At 64.4% G+C, this 22621-nt stretch carries 12 protein-coding genes and 2 pseudogenes; 8 read left to right on the top strand and 6 right to left on the bottom strand.

Translation table 11 applies throughout. The annotated features are described in order from the left end of the window. Positions 1–15 precede the first annotated feature (15 nt). The 4 genes from BE0216_RS06835 (at position 16) to ilvC (ending at position 6065) form a co-directional block, all read left to right on the top strand. Positions 16–1632, top strand: coding sequence for an MFS transporter (locus BE0216_RS06835; RefSeq protein ID WP_094635837.1), 1617 nt, complete (start codon positions 16–18; stop codon positions 1630–1632). A gap of 85 nt (positions 1633–1717) precedes the next feature. Next, positions 1718–2755 (top strand): LacI family DNA-binding transcriptional regulator, encoded by a 1038-nt coding sequence (locus BE0216_RS06830; protein WP_094635838.1) that lies wholly within the window; start codon positions 1718–1720, stop codon positions 2753–2755. A 507-nt stretch (positions 2756–3262) separates the two neighbouring features. Beyond that, positions 3263–4615: an MFS transporter gene (locus BE0216_RS06825; protein ID WP_094635839.1), complete on the top strand. Its 1353-nt coding sequence runs from the start codon at positions 3263–3265 to the stop codon at positions 4613–4615. A 397-nt stretch (positions 4616–5012) separates the two neighbouring features. Beyond that, a complete protein-coding gene (gene ilvC / locus BE0216_RS06820; protein WP_094635840.1) occupies positions 5013–6065 on the top strand; it encodes a ketol-acid reductoisomerase in 1053 nt (350 codons plus the stop codon). 214 nt (positions 6066–6279) lie between these two features. Here ilvC and BE0216_RS06815 read toward each other — a convergent pair whose 3' ends face one another. The 5 genes and pseudogenes from BE0216_RS06815 to BE0216_RS06795 form a co-directional block, all read right to left on the bottom strand. Next, positions 6280–9897, bottom strand: a complete 3618-nt coding sequence (locus BE0216_RS06815) for a glycoside hydrolase family 2 TIM barrel-domain containing protein (RefSeq protein WP_094635841.1) — start codon at positions 9895–9897, stop codon at positions 6280–6282. Positions 9898–10584: 687 nt separating this feature from the next. Next, positions 10585–11364 (bottom strand): annotated as a pseudogene (locus BE0216_RS06810) (amino acid permease); the annotation flags it as partial. Positions 11365–11443: 79 nt separating this feature from the next. After that, on the bottom strand, positions 11444–12718 hold the full coding sequence (locus BE0216_RS06805) for an integrase catalytic domain-containing protein (protein ID WP_226805655.1): 1275 nt from the start codon (positions 12716–12718) through the stop codon (positions 11444–11446). Positions 12719–12841: 123 nt separating this feature from the next. Next, positions 12842–13594: pseudogene (locus tag BE0216_RS06800) on the bottom strand (amino acid permease); the annotation flags it as partial. A gap of 107 nt (positions 13595–13701) precedes the next feature. Then, on the bottom strand, positions 13702–14274 hold the full coding sequence (locus BE0216_RS06795) for a TetR/AcrR family transcriptional regulator (protein WP_094635900.1): 573 nt from the start codon (positions 14272–14274) through the stop codon (positions 13702–13704). A gap of 219 nt (positions 14275–14493) precedes the next feature. Between BE0216_RS06795 and BE0216_RS06790 the strand changes: the two genes are divergently transcribed. Continuing rightward, positions 14494–15195, top strand: a complete 702-nt coding sequence (locus BE0216_RS06790; RefSeq protein ID WP_094635901.1) for an ABC transporter ATP-binding protein — start codon at positions 14494–14496, stop codon at positions 15193–15195. Positions 15196–15390: 195 nt separating this feature from the next. Then, positions 15391–18903 carry an FtsX-like permease family protein gene (locus BE0216_RS06785; protein WP_094635902.1) on the top strand — a complete coding sequence of 1171 codons (3513 nt, stop codon included), beginning with the start codon at positions 15391–15393 and terminating at the stop codon, positions 18901–18903. Between the two features lie 12 nt (positions 18904–18915). Here the strand turns inward: BE0216_RS06785 and BE0216_RS06780 are convergent, their stop codons facing one another. Further along, complete coding sequence (locus BE0216_RS06780; RefSeq protein WP_094635903.1) at positions 18916–20139, bottom strand: cation:proton antiporter; 1224 nt, start codon at positions 20137–20139, stop codon at positions 18916–18918. Between the two features lie 231 nt (positions 20140–20370). Here BE0216_RS06780 and BE0216_RS06775 point away from each other — a divergent pair, with 231 nt between their 5' ends. Further along, positions 20371–21888, top strand: coding sequence for an amino acid permease (locus tag BE0216_RS06775; RefSeq protein WP_094635904.1), 1518 nt, complete (start codon positions 20371–20373; stop codon positions 21886–21888). Between the two features lie 155 nt (positions 21889–22043). Beyond that, positions 22044–22535: a MarR family winged helix-turn-helix transcriptional regulator gene (locus tag BE0216_RS06770; protein ID WP_094635905.1), complete on the top strand. Its 492-nt coding sequence runs from the start codon at positions 22044–22046 to the stop codon at positions 22533–22535. Positions 22536–22621: the final 86 nt, after the last annotated feature.

The following is a 22621-nucleotide window of genomic DNA, read 5'->3' as shown; positions in this document are numbered from 1 at the left end:
GCGTGAGGAGCCACCATGAGCGATGAGCAGCATAGCCAACCCACCCCGCCGCCTCTGCCGGGCGCGGTGTTCGTCCGTCCCGGCATCGACGACCGGCCGGATTACGAGAAGGTGTTGACCCCGGCGGAAAAGGAGGCGTTGGCGCGGCTTGCCATCCGCGACCGGCGTCGGGCGCCCGAGGCCTCATCCGTGCAGGCCGAGGCGCAGGCCTCGCAGCTGGCCGCCGCGGGATCCCCCGCCTCGGCCGCCGCCTCCGTCGACGCGGCCGTGCCCGATCTGACCTCGGCCTTCCTCGATATGCGCGATCCCATGGTGGCGGCGGATGGCGAGAAACCCACCGCCGCGCAGGTCGCGCGTTTCAAGTGGGGCTTCGCGCTCGCGGCCGTGCTTGCCACGATGCCGTGGGCCGCGCTGACGATGGTGGCCCTGCCCGTTGCGGCCGGCCGTGTGACGGGGCTTAATCCCGCGTTCGACGATGCCGCGCTGGGGCAGGCCGCCGGCCAATCCGTCGCGGTGCCGTTGGGCGTGATCGTCGCTCTCGGCGCGATCGTCTCGCTGATCGCCTCCCCATTCGTGTCCGCGTTCTCCGACCGCACGCGCGTGGGGCTCGGCCGCCGCACGCCGTGGATGGTGGTCGGCGGCGTGCTCAGCGCGCTGCTCACGCTGATTCTTGGCGCGGTGGACGGCATCGTCGCGCTGGGGTTCTTCTGGATGCTGCTCAACATCTCCTATGCCATGCTCACCGTGCCGCTGGTCGCCGCGTTCAGCGAACGGGTGCCCGACAAATTCCGCGTCTCGTTGGTGCGGTGGCGCGGCATCGGCCAGTTGCTCGGCCAACTGCTGGGCGCGTGGCTGGGCGCGGCCGGCATCATCGCCGACGGGTGGGGCGGATATCTGCCGTTCGTCCTGTCCGCGCTGGTGCTCGCCCTGTCCGGCATCGTCGTGGCGCTGGTCTGGCCGCGCGAGCCTTCCAGCGAATCCCTGCCGCGCGAGCGACTGCGTGGCGAAGCGCTGTGGGGCCAGCTACGCCCGCCGCGCAACGCCCCGCGTTTCATCCGCATGTTCTGGGTCCGCCTGCTGATGATGGCCGGCGTGGGATTGACCGGCGTGTTTTTGTGGCTTATCGTGCGCTACTACAACGAGGACGCCGCGTCGCGGCAGGCGGGTGCCTCCGCGCCGATGACCCTCGCCGCCGGCGTGGGTATCGGCGCGCTCGCCCTGGCCACCGCGATCGGCGCGGCGGTCGCCGCCCGCCTGGCCGGGCCGATCAACGAGCGCTACGACGACGCGCGCCGTCCGGCGGCTGCGGCCTGCGCGCTCTACGTGGTGGCGCTCGCCCTGCCGCTGGCGCTGCCGAACCTCATCGGGCTGTGTCTGTTCGCGCTGCTCGCCGGATTCGCCTTCGGCCTGTACGACGCGCTCAGCCAGACGCTGGTGATGGAGTCCCTGCCCGATCCGCGTCGCGCCGGTCGTGATCTGGCCGCGTTCAATGTGTCCAACACGTTGGGGCTGATTGTGGCCGCCGTCGCGGGCGCATGCCTGGTCTCGGCCTTCGGTCTGGCGGTCCTGTTCCCCGCGGCGGTGGTATGCGTGGCGGGCGCGGGCGCGCTGGTCATATCCCTCGCCCGATAATCGCCGTCGCCGCCGCATTTCAGCTACACTGGGAGAAAGTGTTCGATACCTGTTCGATACCGGAAGCCCAGCGGAGGTGACGACTGTGGTAGGCATGCGCGATGTGGCGAAACGGGCCGGCGTTTCGCTGAGCACCGTCTCATTGGTAGTGAATGACACCGGCTATGTCTCCGCCGATATGCGGGCCAAAATCGAGGACGCGATGCGGGCGCTCAACTATATTCCCAACGAGCTAGCCCGCAACCTCTACCATGACCGCACCAACACCATCGGCGTGATCGTGCCGACCATCAGCCATCCGTTCTTCGCCACGCTGATGGCCGCCCTGCAATGCGAGTTCGCCTCGCGCGGCCTGCGCACGCTGCTCTGCTCCACCGCCGACGCGTCCACCGGCGAGGCCGAATACGTCGACATGCTGCGCCGCCATATGATGGACGGCATCGTTATGGCCGCGCACACCGAACACGCGGAGGATTACTGGACGTCGATCGGCCGGCCGGTGGTCGCCTTCGACCGGCGGCTGGGGGCCGGCATCCCCTCCGTCGGCTCGGACCATGAGCAGGGCGGGCGGCTGATCGCCGAGCGTCTCATCGCCGGCGGTATCCGCCATGTGGTGACGGTCGGCGGTCCCCGCAAGCAGTTCGAAGGATCGGGCAACGGCATCACGTTCCCCACGGTGCGCTACCATCTCACGCTTGAACGGTTGGTGGAGCGGCGCGGCATTCGGTGGGATTACGTGGATGCCGGCGTGGTCGCCGATCTGGACTCGCATGCGCGGACGGCCCGTGCGATTCTCGACCGCTTCCCCGACGTGGACGCCGTCGTGGGCTCGGATCTCGTGGCCTCCTATGTGGTGCAGGAGGCGTTGCGTCGGGGTATCCGCGTGCCCGGGGATCTGCAGATCGTCGCCTATGATGGCACGTATATGGCCGACGCGGCCGGCCTGCCTCTGTCGTGCATCAGGCAGGACACGGCGACGCTTGCCCGTCGGGTCGCGCAACTGATGGAGCAGGCCGTCGCGGGAAGCGCGTCGCGTGGCGGCGGCGATGTCGAATCACCTGTTCAAGAAGTCGAAGACACCATCGTGCCCGTGGAATTCGTGCCTGGAAAAACCACACGATAGCGTTGTTTTGAGCATCGCGTGCCCACATAGTGAACCCCTGCTGGAGTTGGCGCGACCGCGCGCTTAAGTTCGTTGCCTAGTTCGGGCGCATGCCCGCTACGACAGACGCGAAAGGAAGGAGGTTCGCCGTGATGATGGAACGTTTTGTGTCCGCACGAATTATTATTCCGTCCTCGCTGGCGGACTGATTTCGAGCATCCAATCACGCCCCGCCAACGAAGGCAGGGTGTGACCGACACAATCGGCGAAGCCCTGCACATGGTGCGGGGCTTTTTCGCGCCTCCCACAAGGAGCAGGGCGAAACGGAAACCAGATCGGATGCGAGGTCCCGCGCCGGCACGCGCCGACGCAGGCGACGTGCGCCGGCGCGACGCCAACAGCGTACGCGACGCCAATCGCGTACGCAACGCGACGCCACGCACTGACCACACTGACCGCACTGACCACTGACCACGCATCCGCGCGCATCGCACGCAACACAGCACACAGACGTTTCAGGAGAACCTCATGACCACAGTCGAACCCACGACTGGAACCACCGCCGGCGGCAACGTTCAAGACATGGCACGCGACTCGGTGAAAACCGTCATCGCCGCCTCCATGGTCGGCACCGCCATCGAATTCTACGACTTCTACGCCTACGGCACCGCCGCGGCCAGCTACTTCCCGACCGTGTTCTTCGGCGGCACCGGCCTGGCCGCCTCCATCGGCGCGCTGCTGACCTTCGCGGTCGCGTTCATCGCCCGCCCGGTCGGCTCGCTCATCTTCGGCCACTTCGGCGACCGCATGGGCCGCAAAACCACGCTGGTCGTCTCACTGCTCACCATGGGCGTCTCGACCTTCCTGATCGGCTGCCTGCCCTCCTATGAGACGATCGGCATCTGGGCGGTCGTCATCCTGTGCCTGTGCCGTTTCGCGCAAGGCATCGGCCTGGGCGGCGAATGGTCCGGCGCGGCGCTGGTCGCCACCGAGAACGCGCCCGAGAACAAGCGCGCGCTGTACGGCTCCTTCCCCGAGCTGGGCGCCCCGATCGGCTTCTTCCTGTCGAACGGCACCTACTTCCTGCTGGAGACCTTTAACGACGACGCCGCGATGCTTTCGTGGGGATGGCGCGTGCCGTTCCTGCTGAGCGCCGTGCTCGTGGTCGTGGGCCTGCTGGTGCGCGTGCATATGGAGGAGACTCCGATCTTCCGTATGGCGCAGGAGCGTCAGGAGGTCGTCAAGGCCCCGCTGGTCGAGGTGTTCCGCAAGAGCTGGAAGCAGGTGCTGCAGGGCACCTTCCTCGTGGCCGTCACCTACACGCTGTTCTACACGCTGGCCACCTGGTCGCTCGCCTGGGGCACCAAGGATGTCGAGAACGGCGGCGGCGGACTCGGCTTCGCCAACCGCGAGTATCTGCTGATGCTGATGGCCGCGGTGTGCGTGTTCGCGCTGTTCATCGTGCTCTCCTGCCTGTACGCCGACAAAATCGGACGCCGCCGCGTGCTGATGTTCTCGTCCGTGGCGCTGGTGGTGTTCGCCTTCGCGTTCCCCTACCTGCTGATGGGCGAGGGCAAGCGCGACTTCGTGGCCGTGATGGTGTTCCTGTGCGTCGGCTTCGCGCTGATGGGCATCGCCTTCGGTCCGATCGGCGCCACCCTGCCCGAGCTGTTCGAGGCGAATGTGCGCTACTCCGGCTCCGGCATCAGCTACAACCTCGCCGCCATCGTGGGCGCGGCCTTCGTGCCGACCATCGCCACGTGGCTGTCCGCCAACTGGGGCGTACGCTCCGTGGGCCTGTATCTCGGTGTGATGGCCGTGTGCTGCCTGATCGCCGTGATCACGTGTAGGGAGACAAAGGACGTGGATTTCACCAAGTGAGGCCTGCATGGACATTGACTGGCGTCAATGGCTGTCTTGTTTCCCTCGTTCGGCTGTCGCCTCTCTCGGGCGTCGGCTACGAACAGTCCACTGGACTGTTCGCTTCACGCACCGGTGGTCATTGACTGGCGTCAATGGCTGTCTTGTTTCCCTCGTTCGGCTGTCGCCTCTCTCGGGCGTCGGCTACGGGCAGTCCACTGGACTGCCCGCTTCACGCCGCCGCGACGCGGTTCACCTTTTGGACGGGATTCGCGTCCATACGGGGCTGAAGGTAGGATAGGCATCGGTTTGAGGGACAAAATCCCTCTATGCTTGTGACCATCGGTTTGTAAAACTGAACTAACATTTGTCGGGCGGCAGATTGCCGTCCACACAACAATTCAAAGGAGTGCCAAGAATGGCAGCAACAATCTGGTACGAGAACGATGGCGATCTGTCCGTGCTCGCCGGCAAGAAGGTCGCGATCGTCGGCTACGGCTCCCAGGGCCACGCCCACGCGCTGAACCTGCGTGACTCCGGCGTCGACGTCGTCGTCGGCCTGCGTCCGACCTCGAAGTCCGTCGAGTTCGCCAAGGAGCAGGGCCTTGAGGTCAAGTCCGTGGCCGAGGCCTCCGCCGAAGCCGACGTGATCATGATCCTGGCTCCCGACCAGTACCAGCGCACCATCTGGGCCAACGACATCGAGCCCAACATCAAGCCGGGCGCCGCTCTGGCCTTCGCTCACGGCTTCAACATCCACTACGGCTACATCAAGCCCACCGAGGATCACCCGGTGTTCATGGTCGCCCCGAAGGGCCCGGGCCACATCGTGCGTCGCGAGTACGCCGCCGGCCGTGGCGTGCCGGTCGTCGTGGCCGTCGAGCAGGATCCCCGCGGTGACGGCTGGGCGCTGACCCTGGCCTACGCGAAGGCCCTGGGCGCCCTGCGCGCCGGCGCCATCAAGACCACCTTCAAGGAGGAGACCGAAACCGATCTCTTCGGCGAGCAGAATGTGCTCCTCGGCGGCGTGAACAAGCTCGTCGAGATGGGCTTCGAGGTGCTGACCGACGCCGGCTACCAGCCGGAGATCGCCTACTTCGAGGTGTGCCACGAGCTGAAGATGATCGTCGACCTGATGAACGAGGGTGGCCTGAACAAGGATCGTTGGTCCTGCTCCGACACCGCCCAGTACGGCGATTACGTCAACACCGTCATCGGCGAGGACTGCCGCAAGCGCATGGAGTACCACCTCAAGCGCATCCAGGACGGCTCCTTCGCCAAGGAGTTCATCGACGATCAGGACGCCGGTGCTCCGAAGTTCAAGGCCCTGCAGGAGGAGTACTCCAACGTGCGCATTGAGACCGTCGGTCCGAAGCTGCGCGCCATGTTCTCCTGGAACAACGAGGCCGCGAAGGATGCCGACGAGGCCAACTCCTTCACCGGCAAGATCGCCCGCGCCCAGGTGCAGTGATTGCGTTCGCTAGCCGCGCGGCTCGACCCGCCCGCTAGCTGAGAATCTACGAAAGGCCGCCGCCCCGATTCGTTCGGAGCGGCGGCCTTTCGTAGATTCAGATATTCGCGTGCCGCGCGTCGAGCGGGCCACCTTGTTGAGCTGCGGGCTGCTCCGTCATGCCGAGCGAAGCGCAGCGTAGTCGAGGGATCCCCACGGGATAAACGTCAGGCGTCTACCGTTCGACGATGGTGGGGCGGAACATCACCGAGAAGGTGAAGCGTTCGTCGTCCATGCGGTACTGTTCGGCGAGTTTGGGGCCGCAACTGTTCGAGCCGATGCCCGACTGCCGGTAGTCCACGCAGACGACGGTGGAGTCGGCGCGCTCCAATTCGGCGTTATGGGCCTTGCACGTCATCTCCTCGGCCGTGTACGGCAGGGCTTGGAAGTCGAAGGTGCTCAAGCCGTCCGCCGCGGTACCGTCCCCGGCCAGCACGGTGAGCGCGCACTCGTCGTCCGCCAGCCGCGCCCAATCGCAGTCGTGATGGTTGCCGTTCTCCTGCGGCTTGATATACGGCTCGAACAGCGAATCCACGGTCCCCTCGAACACGCCGTGCCAGCTGGAACGACGCTTGTCGACGTAGCTTTCGTTCGGTCCCAAGCCGCAGTAGCCCACCTGATCCATCCGTTTTGGCGCGAACAGGCGCACGCCGAAACGCGGCAGGAACGGGAACGCCGTGTTCCGCACCACATCCATCGCCAGTTCGACCGCGCCGGAGGGGTGGATGGTCCACGAGGCGTCGATGTCGGCGATACGCTGCACGATCGGCGCGACCAACGCCATACGCGCCCTGATCACCACCGGTCGGGAGGAGCGCGCGGCCGTCGTGTCCCCGCTCGCGGCGGATTCGGTCGCCGTGCCCCCGGCGGTCGCGAAGGCTTGCGCGGCGGTCTGGTCTGCGGCGCAAGGCGCGGCATCCGAACCGCCGTTGGCTCCGGCTCCAACTCCGCCCTCATCCGCGGCCACCGCCACTTCGTAGGCGCGGGCATAGGCGCGGTCGTATTGCGCGCGCATCCATTCGGCCTTGACGTACTGGTCGTTGTCGGTCGGCGCCCGCCAGACGTCCAGCTCCATCGGGCGGTCCAGCAGCGCGCGGTTGCGGTAGGCCATCGAAGCGAGCAAACCGGTGCGGCGGTCGATCACGTACCGGAAATCCTCGCCCTCGACCACCAGCTCGGCACCGTGCTCACGCACCGTCGGTGTGGCGTGCGCGGCGGCCACGCGGCCCGCGTCGATCGTCCCGTCGCCGAGGTAATCCGCCATCCAATCATCCGCGCGTCCTGCGGCGAGTTCGCGTTCGGCAAGCGCGATCTGATTGCGGTTGTCCTCGGTGGGCACGGCGATCTCGTCGAATCCCAGCTCGAACAGCTCGGGCATCAGCTCGATGCCCTGCGCGCCCACGGCATGCGGCGTGAGGTAGCGCAGCACCACGGTGATGCGGCCCTGGCAGTCATCCGGAATATCCAAACCGCCCAGCGCGACCTTGCCTTCGCCATGCGGGCCGATCGCGTCCAGCTGCGCCTGGTCCTCATCGTCGAACAGATAGTACGAGTCGAGCTCGCCGTCGAAATACAGTTCGACCAGTATGGTCGCCGCCTCGCCCAAGGTGAGGAAATCCAGGTAATTGTGCAGTGTCACGGTTGCGGTGGCGCGGTCGAAATCCACCACGCGCGCCGGACGGTACACGTTGCGGAACTCCGCCAGGCCGGTGTGCGGCGTGCGGTCGGGGTAGACCAAGCCGTCCATGCAGAAGTTGTTGTCGTGCGGATACTCGCCCGAATCGCCGCCGTACGCGTATTCGCGCCGGCCGGACGCGTTGGTGCCGCGGTCGACCGCATGGTCGCACCATTCCCAGATGAAGCCGCCCGCCAGGCCGGGGTAGCGCTGGATGCGGGTGAAATAATCCTCCAGATCGCCCGGCCCGTTGCCCATCGCATGGCAGAATTCGCATAGGATATACGGTTTGACGCCATTGTCGCCGTCGTCGCCGTTCGATCCGTCGCCGCACGGTCCATCCTCGGAGAAGTACTCGTCGATGGATTCCACCGTGGGGTACATGCGCGAATGCATGTCGAGGTTGCTGAAGTCGTATGTCGCGCGGGCGAGTCCCTCATCCGGAATGCCGGTCGGCGCGGAAGCGCTGCCCGACTGCTCTTCCGGGGTAGAAGGCGTGTGCAGTCCGGCGGTGGCTGTGGCGGCCCCGTCCAGCCGCGCGTCGGAGATGTAGCGGGCGGATTCGTAGTGGGTCAGACGGGTCGGGTCGAAGGCCTTCGTCCATGCCAGCGCCGCCTCGAAAGTGCAGCCGTACGCGCATTCGTTGCCCATCGACCAGATGATGATGGACGCGTGGTTCTTGTCGCGCTCCACGCAGCGCCGCGTGCGGTCCACGGTGGGTTCCGTCCAGGCGGGATTGTCCGCGATGAGCCGGTTCCAGCGTTTCAGGTTCGCCGCCTCGCTCATGTCCGGGTCGATGGCCGAGCTGGTGCCGTGGCTTTCATTGTCGGCTTCAGCGCACACGAAGAAGCCGAGTCGGTCGAACAGGTCGTAGAAATGCGGGGCGTTCGGGTAGTGGCTGGTGCGGATCGCGTTGACGTTATGCTGTTTCATCAGCGTCAGATCGGCCAGCATCTGCTTTTCGCCGATCACCGGACCGGTCACGGGGTCGGAATCGTGCCGGTTCACGCCGTGCAGCTTGATCGGGCGGCGGTTCACGGTGATCACCTCATGGCCGTCCGTCAGGGTTTTGCCCACCTCGCGCACGCCGACCAGCGAGGTGATCGTCTCATGCTCGGTTTCCAGCACCAGCGTGTACAGGTATGGGTCCTCCGCGTTCCACAGATGCGGGGCGTCGATCGCGATGGACAGCGTGCGGGCGGATGCGTCCGTTGATTCCGTCTCGTCCGACTCACCTACGCCGACCCCAGCGGCATCCGCCGTGTAACGGGCGGAACCCACCTCACGTCCGTCGGCATCGAACAGACTCGCCGTAACCGCCGTCTCGCCTCCCAGAAACGCGAGCTCAACCGACACGTCGGCGCGAACCGCGGCGGGCGCACCCGGTGCATCCGCCCACGTGATCGGCGTGCGGACGAAATAATCCCAAATCGCACGCTCAGGGCGGGCCAGCAGATACACGTCGCGGAAGATGCCCGACATGCGGAACTTATCCTGATCCTCCAAATAGCTGCCGTCGCACCATTTGAGCGCCAGCACGGCCAGCGTGTTGCCGCCCGGCTCCAGCACGTCGGTCACGTCGAACTCGCTGGTGGAGTGCGAGACCTGCGTGTAGCCCACGAACGTGCCGTTCACCCACACGTAGCAGCAGGAATCCACACCCTCGAAGTTAAGGAAGGCACGCGGCGCGGCCGGGTCGGGCGCCCACTCGAAGTCGGTCAGATACACGCCGCACGGATTGTCCTGCGGCACGAAGGGAGGATCGAGCGGAAACGGATAGTTGATATTCGTGTACTGGTGGGTGTCGAAGCCCTGGGTCTGCCACACACTCGGCACCGGAATCCGGCCGAAGCCGGCCGCCGGGTCCGCGTTGAAGCCTTGGTCGAAGAACGCCGGTTCGCGGCGCTCATGCGCGCGCCTGACCTCCGCGTCAAGATCCCAGACGCTGGAGTAGTAGCGGAAATCCCAGTCGCCGTTGAGCAGGGTGAAGCGGTCGGAGTCGACGCGGCGCTCGCCGACCGTGTCCATGCGCTGCGAGGCCGGCACGTAATACGCGCGGTTCGGCATGGTGCCGACGTGTAGATGGTTGAGATCCTCGTAATATCGTTCGATGAACATCGTTGTCGCCGCTCCTTAGGTTCCCGTGGCGCGCGCATGTCGGCCGCCGCGTTCCATTATGGCAAGGCCTCGGTCGACGTATGCGCAAGGCGCGCCAGCCAAATAGGAATCAAATACCAGTCAAATAAAGAATCGTTGGAAAATAGCCGTTGTATGGATGTGTTTGATATTTTTCCAAGCTGCGAGTCAAATAAGAATTCGCGTATGAATGTGGCAGTTGAGGGGGTGCTGCGCTCAATGTGTCGCTGTTCCGTTTCCGTCATGCCGAGCGGAGTCGAGGTATCTCAGACGCGCCATGTCTGAAATCCTTGCGCCCTGGTCCTGCTGCGCTCCGCTCAGGATACCGCATGTCTGGTCGCATGTCCTGCTCAGCCGCATTGCGATGCGACTGCTGAGTGGCCTCGTCCGGGGCCATGTTGACGACTATCTGCGTTACGGGTAGTGGATTCGGCTGCCCGCGGACATCGATCTGCGTTACGGGTAGTGCCCTTTTGCTGCTATGCCGAGTATGAGTCGCGGAATATCAATGTTGATAGTTCAGGAAGAGCCAGACCGGCACTACCCGTAACGCAGATCGATGTCCGCAAGGCTGAAAATCCACTACCTGTAACGCAGATAGTCCTAGTGCATAGCAATTGCTTGCTGGGTATGCGTTGTCACATCCGTATCCGCGGAGGAGGGCGATCCTTACTTGCGCTTGGCCTGCGTGAGCTGGTAGGCGGTCAGCAGGATGGCCAGCCAGATCACGCCGGCGATGACGGCGATGCGATAGCTCGCCGAGAAGCACATCAGCACCACGACCAGCGCGAGGAACGCGAGCACCACCCACGGGGTCACGTGCGCGAACGGCAGCTTGAAGTGGATGGCGTCCAACGCCTCTTGCCCGGACTTGCCCGCCAGCGCGGAGTCGGTGGGCGAGAGGCCCTCGGCGACCACCTTGCGGAAGCGCATTTCGGTGATCATGATCATCGTCCAGTTGATGATGCCGGCGATGGTGGCGATGGACATGAGATAGTTGAACGCGAACGTGGGCCACAGGAACACCACCACCACGGCCGCCGCGGTGATCGCCGCGGAGGCGAGCACTCCGGCCACCGGCACGCCGCGCTTGTTGAGCCTGCCGAGGAAGGCGGGCGCGTTGCCTTGGCGGGCCAGCGAATACAGCATGCGCGAGTTGGCGTACAAGCCGGAGTTGTAGACGCTCATCACGGCGGTCAGGCACACGAAGTTGAGGATGCCGGCGGCCGCGTGGATGCCCACCGAATCGAAGATCTGCACGAACGGGCTGGTCTGCCCGTCGATGGTGTTCCACGGCACCACGGCCATGATCACGCCGAGCGCGACGATGTAGAACACGAGGATGCGCCAGACGATGCCGTTGGTGGCCTTCGGAATCGTGACGCGCGGATTCTCCGTCTCGCCCGCGGTGATGCCGATCAGCTCGGTGCCGCCGAAGCTGAACATCACCGAGGTTCGTCATTAATAAGTGAGCGCGTAATCGTTGTTCGTTTGTCGTAATGGGTGAGCGCGAAACGGTGCCTGCGATCTATTTGTCGTTTTGTCCGGCGTCGGCGCGCATGCGTTCGATCGCCTTTCCCAAGTATCCCATGTCCAGGCCGGCGCGGCGGGCCATCGCCTCGGTGCGGTCCCGGCTGACGCGTTCGAGTTCGTCCTGGATGACGGCGATCTCGCGGTTGAGGCGGGCGGGGTTGGTGGCGGCGATGATCCCCTCGATGCGGCGGCGGGCGTCGTCGACGACGTATCCGCCGCCCCCGGCGGCGCGGTCGGCGGCGTCGTGCTCCAGCACGCGCGCCCACGGGGTGCGGGGCTCGTCGTACACGGTCTTCCTGCGCCCGTCGCGCCCCTGGTCGACGCGCACGGGCTTGCGGGTGGGCGTGAACAGGTTCAGCAGCACGTAGGTCTTCGCCCACAGCCGGTTGAGCAGCTCGCGCTGCTGCGCGGTGTCGTAGCGCCAGTGGAACGCGTATTTCCTGACGACGTGGTTGTTGCGCGACTCGACGGTGGCCTGGTCGTTCTTCCTGTACGGGCGGCTGCGGGTCTGTTCGATGTCCTGTTCGAGCAGCCAGTCGACGAGCTCGTCGTTGATGAACTCGACGCCGTTGTCGGAGTCGAAGCAGGTGACGGGAAACGGGAAGAGCGGCAGGGCGGTGGCGACCGCTGCCTTGATGTTGGATTTGGCATTGTTGCGGGCGGTGACGTTCACGGTCCAGTTCGTCGCGTAGTCCACCATCGTCAGGGTGCGGGCGAACTCGCCCTTCATGCTGGGCCCGCAGTGGGCCACGGTGTCTGCCTCGGCCAGGCCGGGAACGCGGATTGTCTCGTCGGTGCATTTGCGGATCCTGATCGAGTTGCGCATGTGCTCCGCGGCCGGCCGGGTCAGCGACGCGCCCTTCGGCATGGCGGCCTGTTTGAGCGGTCTGAGCCGCCGGTCGATGGTCGACGGACTCATCGCCAGCACCTGGTCCAGCGCGTCGCCGTCGATGCCGTCGAGCTCGCCGTTCGCCAGGAGCGCGGGAATCCACTGGTCGAACATGGCCTTCATGTACGGGCCGCACGGCATGCCCATGAGCAGCCACAGGCGCTCCAGCAGCCGCTGCGCGCCCGCGTCGTACTTCGGCCGCCTGCCCCGCGCCGCGCCTTTCACGGGTTTCTCCCTCTCCGCCTGCGTGAGCAGCCGCCGGGCGGTGGACCTGCCCATCCCGACGGCCTCGAGGCGGTCGAGGATCTCGCCCTTCTGTTTCTTGTCGCCCTTGGCGTACTCCGCCTTGAACCTGTTCGTCAGCCGTTTTCTCGTGGCCATGTCCAGTCTGCCTTCCATAAGGCAAGCATCCCCGCGAACGACGCGGGCCGCGCGGGATTTCGCGCTCATTATTTATGACGAACGGAATCCAATTTCGCGCTCAAACATTACGACGAACGTCGTCACCACCACCAGCGCCATGAGCAGACCGGTCCACGAGCCGTCGTCCGCGCGCGACATCAGGCCGTTCGGCAGGAATCCCCCGCCCACGGTGAACCAGTTGGCGAACGAGGCGCGCACGCCCGAGGCGGTGGGCAGCGCAAACACCAGCACGGCGAGGCCGCCGATGATCATGGCCACCACGGCCACGATTTTGATGATCGCGAACCAGAACTCGAATTCGCCGAACTTGCTCACGCCCAACAGATTCGCGGCCGTGATGACGACGAGGAACACCGCCGCCGACACCCATTGCGGAATCGCGGGGAACCAGTAGTTCACGAACGACCCGACCACGCTCAGCTCCACCATGGAGACGAGGATGTAGTTGAACCAATAGTTCCAGCCAGACACGAATCCCGCGCGCTTCGACCAGTATTGCGTCGCGTAGTAGCTGAACGCGCCGGCCTTCGGATCCTCCACCGACATCTCGCTCAGCGCGCGCACGATCATGAAGATCGCGATGCCGCCGATCAGATACGCCAGCAGAATCGACGGGCCCGCCAGCGCGATCGATTCGCTGGAGCCGTAGAACAAGCCGGTGCCGATGGCGCCTCCCAAGGCGATGAGCTGGATATGGCGGTTCTTCAGGCTTTTGCGTAGCGTGCCGGGCACCGGCGGTTCGACGTGCGCCGTATTCGTGTGTGCCGCCTGTGCGTCGCCGGCGGGATTGCTGTCGTTCATGGTCACCTTCTTCTCGAACAATGCTCCCGCCATTCTACGGTCGTCTGCCGCTTGCCGCCTCCCATCATTCGCCATGCGTCGGTGTGCGTCGTGAAGCACCGTGCGCCATCATGATTCACGAGACTTTTTGACGTATGGCGCTAGGAAGCGCTCGGCATCGTCATCGTGCAGATGGTCCGGGCGATGGTATCGGCCGGAGCGGCCAGATCGGTGGCCAGCCAGTATTGCAGCAGCCCGATGGATCCGGAGACGGCGAAGCGCATGCGCATCTCCGCCTCGGCCGGATCGTCGCTGTACGGCTGGAGTTGGGAGGCCACATCGCGCCGCGAGTAGATCAGCCCCAGCAGTTGCTGCTGGAAGCCGAGATCGGCCTTGGGGCTCATCAGCACCTGCAGATGGTTGCGGTTGTCGGCGATGTACTGGCAGATGCGCGCGATGATGTGCTCGATGCCCGCCTGGTCGCTCTGGTTGAGCAGTTGGTCGAGCGCGCCGCGCACCCATGCGATGGTGTCGTCCTCGATGTCGTGCAGCAGGTCCTCGAGGCTGTCGTAATGCGCGTAGAAAGTGGAGCGGTTCACATCGGCGCGTTCGCAGAGCTGCTTGACGGAGATCTGTGCGAGCGAGCGGTCGGCTAGCAGCTCCATCAGCGCGTCGCGCATGGCTTGGCGAGTGTATCGCGTGCGGCGGCTTTCGGTGAACGTCTTCGCTGACATCGTGGCTCCATTCGTTCGACGGAGGAAGATCAGGAGGTCCCGTGAAACAGTATGAATCGTTATGTTTCGCGGTACATTCCGACTGGGGTGTCGGACCGGACCGGACGTGCGGCTTCGCTGGCCGACAAACTGCGGAGCGACTGTTGGTTGCGAAACCGACACCGTGTTGTTTTACTGAATCGTAGCAGACACAATGGTGCGATGGGAAGGCGGTGTGCGATGGCCTACATCGAATTCGACCGGGTGGTCAAGGAATATCCCTCCGGCGGCACGACCATCCGCGCGCTCGACGAGGCGAGCTTCACCGCGGACGAAGGCAAACTCACCGTGATCCTTGGACAGTCCGGTGCCGGCAAAACCACCGCGCTGAACATTCTGGGCGGTATGGATACCGCCACCTCGGGCCGGGTGGTCGTCGGCGGCCGCGATATCACCGAACTGAAGAAGCGCGATCTTATCGGCTACCGCCGCACCGATATCGGATTCGTGTTCCAGTTCTACAATCTGGTGCCGAATCTCACCGCGTTGGAGAACGTGGAACTCGCCTCGCAGATCTGCAGCGACCACTTCGATCCGGCCCAGACGCTGGCCAAAGTGGGATTGGGCGACCGTTTGAACAATTTTCCCGCGCAATTGTCGGGCGGCGAGCAGCAGCGTGTGTCCATCGCGCGCGCGATCGCGAAGAAGCCGAAACTGCTGCTGTGCGACGAGCCGACCGGCGCGTTGGATTACGAGACCGGCAGGGATGTGCTGCAGCTGCTGCAGGATATCTGCCGCGACGAGAACATGACCGTGATGATCATCACCCACAATTCGGCGCTGGCACCGATGGCGCATAAGGTGGTCCGTTTCCGCTCCGGCAAGGTGACGGGGCAGGAGGAGCATCCCACGCCGACTCCTATCGCGGATATCGAATGGTAGGTGGTTGCGGTGGCATTCCGGCGCGCGTCAGGCGTGAAACATAGCGTGAAACACATGAGACAGGATGTGGAACATCCTGTGAAACATCATGCTGGGCGCGGTGGTGTTCCCGCTGGCGACAATGGCATGCGCCTGAATAAGGATGGTCGTGCCGGTGGTCGTGCGACCGGTGGCGAAGCATCTCGTGCGGGCGGTATGCCCGGCAGAACGGTCCGCACGGGCGGCATGCCGGGAGGGGCGTTCGCCAAAGACACGGTGCGCTCGTGGCTGCGCGGATGGAAGCGATTCCTCTCCATCGCGGTGATCTCGATGCTGGGTGTGGCCGTGCTCACCGGCATCTACGCCGGTTGCCGCGACATGTTCCATGCCGCCGACCGTCTGTACGACGCGCAGGGCCTGCACGACATCCAAGTGCTGTCCACCTATGGTCTGACCGATGACGATGTGGCCGCCCTCAGGCGGGTTGAGGGCGTCGAGACGGTGCAGGCCGAACGCACGCAAAGCGTGATGACCAAAGTGGCCGGCACGGACAAGAACGTGACGATGACGGAAATCGGCGTCGAAGGCCTCGACCAACCGTATCTGCAGGAAGGCCGCATGCCCGAGAAGGCCGGCGAGGTGGCCGTTACGGAGAAATTCCTCGTCGATTCGGGATACGAGATCGGTGACACCCTCACCGTCACCCCCGCCGATGATGAGGACTCCGCCGGCGGATCCGATTCCTCCGATTCCTCCGATTCCTCCGATGCCGACGCCGATGCCGACGCCGACTCCGACGAGGAGACGGCCCCCTCGTTCCCGACGGAACTCACCATCACCGGCATGGTGCTCGACCCCAAGGATCTGACCAATCCGACCGGCTACAGCACCGCCGCCTTCCGCAGTCCCACCACCGCCGACTACTACTTCTTCACCTCAAGCGAGGGCGTGAGCGGCAACGTGTACACCGCCATCAGCCTGACCGTCGAGGGTGCCGCGGACGAGGACTCCTTCTCCGACTCCTACGAGGAGATCGTGCGGCAGGTGGTCGACCGCATCGAAAACACCGTGCAGGACCAGCGGCAGACCGCCCGCCGACAGCGCATCGTCGACGAGGCGCAATCCCAACTCGACGAGGCCGAACGGGACGCGTTCGCCCAACTGGACGACGCGCAATCCCAGATTGACGAACAGCGCGCGCAACTTGAGGAGAACAAAGCCAGCCTCGCCGAAAGCCGCACGCAACTCGAATCCCAACAGACGCAGATCTCATCCAGCGAAAGCCAGATCGCGCAGGCGCGTTCGCAGATCGCATCCGGCCGTCAACAGATCTCGCAGGGCCGTCAGCAAATCGCGCAGGCGCGTGCGGAACTCGAATCCGGGCAGCAGCAACTCGCCGACGCCCGAGCGCAGCTGGACGCGGCCCAACAAACCCTGACCAGCAATCTCACCCAAGTCAACCAAGGCATCGCGCAAATCGACCAGATGCTGCCGCTGGCGGAACAGGCGCTCACCGTATTGGACCAGCTGCCAGAAGTCAGCGTCGACCAAGCCACCTGGGAACGGATCGCGGATATGCTCAATGCGCTCGGCATCCCCGCCGATCCCACCACGCCGCCGACCGGCGGCACGGACGACCTCAAACAGCAGCTCGCGCAAAGCGTGGAACAGATGCGCACACAGCGCGAGCAGCTCGCCTCCAACCTCGACCAGCTCAACGCGGGGCAGGCGCAGCTTGACGAGCAAAACGCCCAGCTGACCGCCAAAGAGAACGAGGCCGCGGCAGGTGCCTCCGAACTCAACCAACAATCGGCCACCTTGGAATCGCAGTCCGCGCAGCTTGAGACGCAGTCCGCGCAACTCGAAGCCCAAGCCGCGCAGCTCGCCTCCGGCAAACAGCAGTTGGAGGAGGGGCTCAAGCAGCTGGAGGACGGCGAGGAACAGCTCGCGGACGGTGAAACCCAACTCGCCGACGCGCAAAGCGAACTCGACGAGCAGCGCCAACAGGCCGAGGACGAATTCGCCAAGCAACAGCAGACCATTGACGACATCGCCTCCGCCCGCTGGTATGTGCAGACCCGCTCGTCGATCGGCGGATTCAGCGCGCTCGAATCCGACCTCAGCTCCATCCAATCCATCGGATACGCCTTCCCCATCGTGTTCCTACTCGTCGCCGTGCTGATGAGCCTGACCACCATGACCCGCATGGTGGAGGAGGAACGCGGTCTGATCGGCACCTACACCGCCCTCGGCTACGGCAGTTTCGCCATCGCCTCGCGGTATCTGCTGTTCGCCGTACTCGCCTGCCTGGTCGGCGGCGCGTTGGGATTGCTGCTCGGCTTCCTCGGCATCCCCGCCTTCCTTCTGCTGGTGTTGGAGGATATGTACGTCATCCCCGACATCGCGCTCGAATACGACTGGCTGTACGGCTCGGCCGGCATCGCCCTGTTCCTCGTCGGCGTGCTGGTGGCCACCGCCGTGGCATGCGCGGGCGAACTCAAACACACCCCCGCCGAGCTTATGCGGCCCAAGGCACCCAAGGCCGGCGCGCGTGTGCTGCTCGAACGCGTCAAACCGCTGTGGCGGCGGCTCGGATTCCTCAACAAAGTCACCGTGCGCAACCTGTTCCGCTTCAAAAGCCGCCTGGTCATGACCATCGGCGGAGTGGCCGGCTGCACCGCGCTGATCGTGTGCGGACTGGCGATCAACGACACCGTGGACACCCTCGGTCCCAAACAGTACGAGGACATCTACCAGTACGATCTGATGGTGGTGGCCAACGACGACTCCGCCGACGAGCTGCGGTCGCGTGTGGCCGCCGATTCACAGGTAGGCGAGACGCTGAGCCTGCGCGTGGAAAGCGGCGAGCTGCAATCCGACTCAGGCAGCGAAACCATCCAGCTGATGATCGTGCCGGACGGCGACGAGGACGCGCTCGGTGAGATGATCGCCCTGCGTGACGCGGCGAACACCAGCGAGACGCTTGCTTTGGACGACAGCGGCGTGATCGTCTCGCAGTCGGCCGCCAACGCCTTCGACATCCAAGCCGGCGACCGGGTGTCTCTGGTGGATGGCGACATGCGCCACGGCACGGTCACGGTCGCCGCGGTCTCGCGCAATCTCATCGGCTCCGACGTGTACATCAGCGAGGACGCGTATCGGCAGGCCTTCGACGTGGACGCGCCGCTCACCCTCAACGCCATGCTCGCCACACTCGACGGCACGGCCGACGAGAAGATCGCTTACGCCGACGAGCTGAAAACCGACACGGCCGTGCTCTCCGCCGTCAGCTGCGACGATCTGGAACGCAGCTTCACCTTCGATCTCATGGGTGCGGTGGTGGCGCTGATCGTCGCGCTCGCCGGCAGCCTCGCGTTGGTGGTGCTGTTCACGCTGGCGAATACGAACGTCTCCGAACGCGTGCGCGAGATGGCCACGCTGAAAGTGCTCGGTTTCTACGACCGCGAGGTGCATACCTACGTGAACAAGGAGATGATGATTCTGACCATCGGTGGCATCGCGGTGGGGTTGCCGCTCGGCCGGGTGGTCGGCGGCATGCTCACCGCCGTGCTCAACATGCCGAGCATCTACTTCGAGGTGTCGGTGCACTGGTGGAGCTACGCGATCGCGGCCGCCGCGACGTTGGTATTCGCTCTGGCCGTGCAGCTGCTCACCAATCCGGTGCTCGACCGCATCGACCCGGTCAGCTCGCTCAAATCCGTGGAGTAGCGGACTTTCCCGTCATGCTGAGCGGAGCGTGGCGGAGTCGGAGCGTCTCCACGTCGGCGAGCCGGGAACCACTTTGCCGGCCAGGCCGCCGAGCAGCGGCATCAGGAACACGGTGACCGCGCCCGCCATCACCAGCGTGGAGGCGGTGGTCTGCTGCATGGTGCCGGCTTTGACGGCCACCGACGTGACCGCGACGATCACCGGCAGCGCGGTGGTGCAGTACAAGGCCACGGTCAGGCGGTCCTGCGGTTCCAGCGGATTGGCGCGGCGGTCCAATGTCAGCGCCGTGAACACCGGAACCGCCCGCACCAGCACCAGCATCACGATGAACATGATGAGCAGCGCCGGGTTGGCGGCCACCGCACGCACGTCGATCGACGCGCCCGAAGCCACGAAGAACACGGGAATCAGGAACCCGTACGCCACGCCCTCGAGTTTCGTCTCCAGAATCCTGTTGCCGTCGGGGATGACGAACCGCAGGATGAAACCGGCCGCGAACGCGCCCATCACCACATCCAAATCGAACAGACGCGAGATGGTGATCAATCCGACCAGCAGCAGCACGGTCAGACGCATCAGCGTCTGCGACGAGGTGTTGGCGTTCTCGGTCAGGAATCGGTACAGCCAATGGCCCGCGCGGCGCGCCGCCTTGGGAACCAGCGCCGCCAGCGCGCAGATCAGGGTGAACAGTCCCAGAATCAGCATCGTCTGCCATTGGGAGCGGGCCGACAGCAGCACGGCCATCGCCAGCACCGGCCCCAGTTCGCCCCACGTGCCGTAGGCGATCACAGCCTCGCCGACGGGCGTGCCGGTGAGGGAGCGTTCCTTGAGAATCGGCATCAGCGTGCCGAGCGCGGTGGTGGTGAGCGTGATGACCGCGGCGACGCCGTTCATGTCGTGCGCGGCGAAGAACGGCACCAGGAATACGGCCAGCCATGCGATGGCCAGCGTCGCCACCCACGTGAGCAGTCCCACCTTGCCCTGGTGGCCGCCGAGTTTCTTCGGGTCGATTTCGTAGCCGGCCAACAGAAAGAGGAACGCCAGACCGAGTTCGCTGAGCAGATCCACCGCGTCGGTGAGCCAGATTTTGTTCAGCAGATGGGGTCCGAGCGCCATGCCGAACACCAGCAGCAGTACGGTTTGGGGAATCGGCTTGCCGGGGATGCGTTCGGCGAGGATCGGGCAGATCACCGCCACCGCCATGATGATGGTCAACGAAATCAGATCATGGGTCATGCGCACCACATTAGCGAATGGATTCGTCTCGGACGTGCGGTGGGTTGGTTTTCTAACGTTTTCGAGGCACCGCACTATGGAAAGTACGGCACCAAGGGTGGTGTCGCATGATGGCCCGCACGATGGCCCGCACGATGGGTCGCATGGTGGGCGGTGCGATGGGCAGCGAGATGGGCGGTGCGATGGGCCGCGTGTTGGGTTCGTAACATAAGCGCGGTAGGTTGGCTCCTTATGACCGCATCGAAGAACACCACCGGAAACACCACCGGCCAACTCGCGTCCGTCGAGAGCCTGGATGAGAACAACGAGATGAACCGTGGGCTGACGAACCGCCATGTGCAGTTCATCGCCATCGGCGGAACCATCGGCACCGGCCTGTTCTTGGGGCCCGGCAAATCCATCAGCCTGACCGGTCCGAGCATCGTCTTCGTGTATATCGCGGTGGGCGTCATCATGTTCTTCCTGATGCGCGCCATCGGCGAGATGATGTACCGCGATCCGAGCCAGCACACGTTCATCAACTTCATCACGCGCTACTTGGGCAACGGATGGGGGCATTTCGCCGGATGGTCGTATTGGGTGGCGCTGGTGCTGCTCGGCATGACCGAGATCACCGCCGTCTCCACCTATTTCGTCACCTTCTTCGACACCTTCGGCATCGACCTGAGCTCATGGAAGTGGCTGATCGAGCTGGGATTCCTTGTGGTGCTCGTCTCGATCAACCTCATCGCCGTCAAGGTGTTCGGCGAGGTGGAGTTCTGGTTCTCGATGATCAAAATCACGCTGATTGTGGCGATGATCGCCACCGCCGTGGTGATGGTGGTGATCGGCTTCCGATACCCGGCCGTGCAGATCGAAGGCATGGACCACGCGAGCCCCGCCGGCCAGGCGAGCGTCGCCAATCTGATCGACGGCTTCTCCATCGCGCCGAACGGCTGGCTGGCGTTCCTGATGAGCTTCCAGATGGTGTTCTTCGCCTACGAGATGATCGAGTTCGTGGGCGTCACCGTCTCTGAAACACAGAATCCGCGCAAGGTGCTGCCCAAGGCGATCAACGAGATCATCGTGCGTGTGCTCATCTTCTATGTGGGCGCACTGGTGGCCATTATGTGCATCGTGCCGTGGACCTCGTTCCAGCCGAACGACGACGGCTCCTTCGCCTCGCCGTTCATCATGGTGTTCCAGTACGCGGGGCTCAACTGGGCGTCCGCGCTGGTGTTCTTCGTGGTGATCACCGCGGCCTCGTCCGCGTTGAACTCGCTGCTGTACTCCGCGGGCCGCCACCTCTACCAGCTGGCCGCCGAGTCCAATTCGCCGGCGCTGAACAAGCTGGGCGTCGTTTCGAAGCGCAAGGTGCCGGCCCGCGCGATCATCGCGTCGGCCGTGCTGATCCTGCTCTCCCCGGTGGTCAATGCGTTCCCGCAGATCTCCAGCGCGTTCGTGCTGTTCTCGTCCGCCAGTTCGGCCGTGTTCCTGTTCATCTACATCCTGACGATGGTCGCGCACCGGCGCTACCGCCGCAGCGCCGACTTCATCGCCGACGGTTTCGTGATGCCGGCGTGGAAGTGGCTCAACACCATCGCCATCGTGTTCTTCGTGTTCGTGTACGCCACGCTGTTTCTCGCCGACGATACGCGCGGCTCGGCCATCGCCGGATTGGTGTGGCTGGTGGCGTTCGGAGGCTACTGCTGGCTGCGCGAGCGGTATCGCAGCCGTGATCTCAAGGCCGCTTTGCGGCATCGTGACTAAGACGTTGTGGCGCTCGGCGATTCCAAGTACCAACCCGTTGAAAGGCCGCTGGTCGGTGGCGTCGGATACGCCATCTTTTACCCTGTGAACATATCGCATAGGCGAATAGTAAACACCGTAAGATATTATGGTGACCGTTCGTGAAAGGAGCGGTCATGTCGTGGGAATTGGATGCGGTCACCGAGTTGATGGGCAAGATCAAGAGGCTCCGGTCCTCCGCGACCGACCGCCTCGGTCGTGCGGTCAAAGGTGAACCGGCCGTCCTGCATGAGTTGCTGGTCAACGGCACCATGACGCCGTCCCAGCTGGCCGTCGCCTCGCAAAGCAGCTCCGGCCGCATCTCGACCCTGCTGTCGACGCTGGAGAAGAAGGGGTATATCACACGCGAAATCGATCCCAAGGATAGGCGCAATATCCTGGTCAATCTCACCGACGCGGGGCGGGGGAAAGGCGAGGAGTATGTCGAGGAGATGCGCTCGATGATGTGCTGGGTGTTCCAGCAGATGGGGGAACGCCGCACGCGGGAGTTCGTTGACCTGATCGTGGAGTTCATGACCTATTCCTCGTTGTGTGTGCCGGGGGAGCCCCGGCCGACACGCGAGCAGATCGACGCCGCCTTCGCGGCGGACGCCAAGCGAAAGGGCTGAATCGCGGCTGTTCGGATGACGGCGATTCGTCGGCGGACAATACCGCGTTCAGGTCGCTCCAAGGTTTACGATGTCAAATACCTTAC

This window comes from Bifidobacterium eulemuris (assembly GCF_014898155.1).
GTDB classification, from domain to species: domain Bacteria; phylum Actinomycetota; class Actinomycetes; order Actinomycetales; family Bifidobacteriaceae; genus Bifidobacterium; species Bifidobacterium eulemuris.
The sequence above is the reverse complement of the archived record's forward strand: the minus strand, read 5'-3'. Positions and strand labels throughout refer to the sequence as shown.